We start from the raw sequence: 4,251 nt of genomic DNA on the forward strand, positions 1-4,251 counted from the left end.
ATGTAACGCTTTGGGCAACGCAGTTGAGGAAGTAGGAGGCAAGTATTATTGGATATCGTATTTTTTTCTCGGCCCTTATGCGCTACTTTCTACTGAGCGCTTTTGAGCTGATAGTACGAAAATAGTTACTTTCAACTTCTACATGTAACCTTATTGAAGCGTAGGTTTCTCGTTCTAGGGTTCGAGAATAGGGCATCGGTTACGCGCCCATGTTTTCGTAGAAACTTAACTTCCCCCTGGAACCACTCATAAACATCCATCTCAAATATATCTTTTGATTTTGGTGTTAGTTGGTGAGTGCCGTGGCGAATATGCGTTATTGCAAGCAGCTGATCACTGCCGGACAGGCGATAATGAGAGTCCAGTTCTTGGGAGTAATAACATCCAGTGTATGCATCGAGGCGCATTTTTTGGGCGGTGAAATCACGCTCCTTTTTAGTGCCCCGGTATTGATACATGCCGGTATAGTTCATATCTAGCGCCTGTTTGGCGTTCATGTCTTTAGCAAAAAAATACTCTGCAGTTCGATCATTAATTTTTTTCGAATGCGCACTAGACGTATTGCTTAAGGTAATAACTCCAGCATTAATTGTTGGGTAATAGCTCATGGCATGACTAAAGCCTGCAACACCTCCACCATGAAAAACACGAGATAGACCGCCATGACTCTGGTGAAACAAGCCGTAACCATAGCTAATGCTTTCCCCTGAGTTAATTGCTCCTTTCGACATCATCTTGTCGCGAACCTTGATTCCCCCTAACTTTCCCGATGAAAAGTTTTCTAGCCACTTAGCTAGGTCATTGGCGGTACTCAGAATATTACCCGCGCCATAATCAGTGGCATTGGATACGGCATTCTCCACTGTTATTTTCTGGTGATAAGAATGCGCACGGCCTTTAACAATTACTCCGCTATCATCAAATACCATGGTAGAGGGCATATTCAGTGGAGAAAAAATATTTTCTTGCATCCAGTTGGAATAAGAAGTTTTACTTACAGCGCTTATAATTTCAGCTAAGAATATATAACCGCTATTGCTGTATTGCCACTGCGAGCCAGGTGTGAAATTTAAGCTTTCTTGGCGCTGGATAAGCCGAGCTAAATTATTTTGCTGTATTGTATCATCGTGGCGGCCGCCACTCATTTCCCAAAGGTGGGTGGACTCTCTTAAGCCACTGGTATGATACAGAAGGTGATATATTTGTATTTGACATTGCACCTCAGGCAAGGCGGTGAGGTATTTGCAAATACTATCATCCAGCTTAATTTCGCCCCTCGACTCTAATAGCATAATAGCAAAAGCGGTAAACTGCTTAGATAAAGAGGCGAGTTGAAAAGGTGTGTCAGCCGTAATGCGTACGCCATGCTCTAAGTTTGCTAAACCGTAAGACCTATTGAATATCGCTTCGCCATTTTTCACAACAAACACAACCCCGCCAGGGCCTTTCGGGTTAACATCTCCTATGATTTTTTCCATTTTAGGGTCAGCACCTTCAGCCGCCGCCCTAACGGAGATGAAAATTAATATAAGTAGTAAAAGTTTCATATCGTTTCTTATTTGCATTATATGGATCGTTTAGGAGCGTGCACGAAATAAGTTACTGGAGCTTGGGTTTGTGGGTGCTTGCTTGGCGAGGTGAAAATATGACGTAATAGCTGGCTATTGCAAATATTTTTAACCAAGGCAAGCGTGCACCCAGGAATTCAAAAACGGGAAGTTAGGGACGAGGCAATAATAGTTTGTCCAATTAGGCGAAGATATCGGCTTTCTTATCGAGGCGCTTAAAGGGGCGCATGCCTTGGCATGTAACGCTTTGAGCAACGAAGGTAAGGATGTCGAGATCGAGCATTAGTGGATGAAATATTGTTTCCTCGTCCCTTATTTCATGCACGTCCCTTAGTGGGCATGCGCTTCTTCACCATCATGTGAATGCTCATCATTAAACATAATCGGTGTGTTAGCCTTTTCAACTGCCGGAAATCCCGCAGTAAAGCCTAATGGGGCTGCAGGGATTACTAGCCTTTTGGCAGCGGCATGAATGTGTGAGTGGTCATCGGCATTCAAAGGGAATTCATCAGGGAATTGCGTGTGCTGGTATCCGTGCAATTGCATCAGTAGTAATAGTATTCCAAGAAATATTAGGCCTAGATTACAGGCTTTGCTAAAGCGTGCAAATGATGCCGTTTTTCTCCAGGCATAAAGTGCCGCTAGCATAATACTCAAGGCTATCAATTGACCTAATTCGACACCGATGTTGAATGAGATAATCTTTAGCACCAGTCCTTCATCACCTAACGGTAATTGCTGTAAGCGTGTCGATAAACCAAAGCCATGAATCAAACCAAAAATAAATACCATCCAAGTCAGGTTTGGCGATTCCATATCAAAGTGCTTTTTGAAGCCGTTCAGATTATCAAAAGCTTTATAGCAAACCGTTAAGGCGATTACAGCATCGATGAGATAAAAATTGGCTTTGATTGTAAATAGGGTTGCAAAAATCAAAGTGATTGAGTGGCCAAGAGTAAAAGCCGTTATGAATTTAAAAACATCTTTAAAGTGAGTTAAAAAGAAAACTACGCCAAATAAAAACAGTAGATGATCGTACCCACTCAGCATATGCGTGGCGCCAAGATGCAGATACTCGATCAACCCAGCATTTAGAATACGCTCTTGATCTTCTGCTGAAATGCCATGACCAAATGCAAGGCTAGACAGGGTAACCAATAATAAAAGGGCAAACGTTCTAGACATAATTCTTCTCATACGGGGGTAAGTGCGTGCATTAAAGAGGGCGCAAGTTGAATGACACTATTTTGGATGGGGCTTACCTTTCGAGGCTGAGTCTTATCGCAAAACGCCAAGCGTTAATAGAAAGGGGAGTTTTAAAACAATATTACCGCTGTTGCGAAGCCTATAGCCGTGATTTTCAAACGTCTAACACGCTGAATGTAGCGCCAATTTCGAGAGCAATATAGCACAGTCTAAAAATGGCGAGGTAGCTGCTTATGCTAGCCTACGGGCTTTGAGTCAGCAGCTGAGGAGCGCTTGGTTAAAACTCTACTGAGTGTTATTTGGGCAGGAAGGTTGTAATTTAGCCTAAGGGTGTTTGGTGGGCACGATATCCAAGCCTGGGGTACCTCTAAAAATAATGATTATTTCTTGAGTTCAAGGAGGATGCGCCAGCCCTAATTAATAGCGCCAGGAAAAATTAAGGCCGCAATTTCCGTAGCTCAAGTAAGAATTTGAGGGCGGTGCTGATGACGTCATAACGTAAAAATTCCATTTTAGAGCTGCCTTAATGTCATGCGGATGAAATAGGGGGAGGGCATTATTGCTAAGTCTGTACTCTTGTAATCCGGACTAAAAACAAGAATATTTGTGTTGAATCAATTTTAAAATTGATTACCTCGTTAAAATACAGTTACAAATTAACTGTGGTGTTTTAATCATGAACAAAAATTTACTATCGGCAGCCATTCTTTCTTGCTTATGCTCTAGCGCATTTTCGGCCGATTACCAGCGTGGTGATATATTGCTTCGCGGCGGTATTACACAGGTCAACCCCGATAGCGGTAAAGCGGATGTCTCTCTGGATGGAGCTGCTTTACCGTTAAGCCTATCCGTGGATGATGACACTCAGCTTGGGTTGAATTTTGTCTATTTTTACAATCGAAATTGGGCTGTAGAAGTGCTTGCAGCAACACCTTTTAGTCATGATGTTGTATTGCATGATCCTCAAGGTGCTACACAAGCCATTTACGATATCGATTTAAATGGCGCAAACTTGGCTGAGGTGACGCACCTTCCTCCGACACTCAGTGCGTTGTACTATTTCGACAATACCGTAGCGCTCAAACCATACCTAGGCTTAGGCCTTAACTATACGGTGTTTTTTGATGAAGAATTCACGTCAACACCTGCGGCGGCAGGGTTTAGCAACTTAGAGCTTGATAGCTCTTTCGGTATTGCAGTGCAAGCGGGTTTTGACTACGTTATCAATGATTCTTGGGGTGTAAATGCGTCGATTCGTTATATCGACATTAGTACTGAAGCTACTTTTGATGTGACTAACGCATTAGGCGTTGACGGCGGCCTTGTTGGAAAAGGCCGCGCAACTGTCGATGTTGATCCAATGGTCTATTCATTGATGTTAGGGTATAAATTTTAAGTCGTGCTCAGAAACAAAAAAAACAGCCTTAGGGCCGAGGAAAAAATACTTTATCCAATAATACTTGCCTCCTGCTTCCTC

3 protein-coding genes are annotated in these 4,251 nt (G+C 42.8%); 1 reads left to right on the plus strand and 2 read right to left on the minus strand.

Annotated elements, in window-relative coordinates:
* Window positions 1–131: 131 nt before the first annotated feature.
* Complete coding sequence (locus AC3A8L_RS20330) at window positions 132–1,547, minus strand: serine hydrolase domain-containing protein (protein ID WP_487964099.1); 1,416 nt, start codon at window positions 1,545–1,547, stop codon at window positions 132–134.
* Between the two features lie 351 nt (window positions 1,548–1,898).
* The gene (locus tag AC3A8L_RS20335; RefSeq protein WP_487964100.1) at window positions 1,899–2,753 is read right to left on the minus strand and encodes a HupE/UreJ family protein; all 855 of its coding nucleotides are present in this window, start codon (window positions 2,751–2,753) and stop codon (window positions 1,899–1,901) included.
* Between the two features lie 697 nt (window positions 2,754–3,450).
* Here AC3A8L_RS20335 and AC3A8L_RS20340 point away from each other — a divergent pair.
* The gene (locus AC3A8L_RS20340) at window positions 3,451–4,170 is read left to right on the plus strand and encodes an OmpW/AlkL family protein (RefSeq protein ID WP_487964101.1); all 720 of its coding nucleotides are present in this window, start codon (window positions 3,451–3,453) and stop codon (window positions 4,168–4,170) included.
* The last annotated feature ends 81 nt before the right edge of the window (window positions 4,171–4,251 follow it).

Source organism: Marinagarivorans sp., from assembly GCF_982758155.1.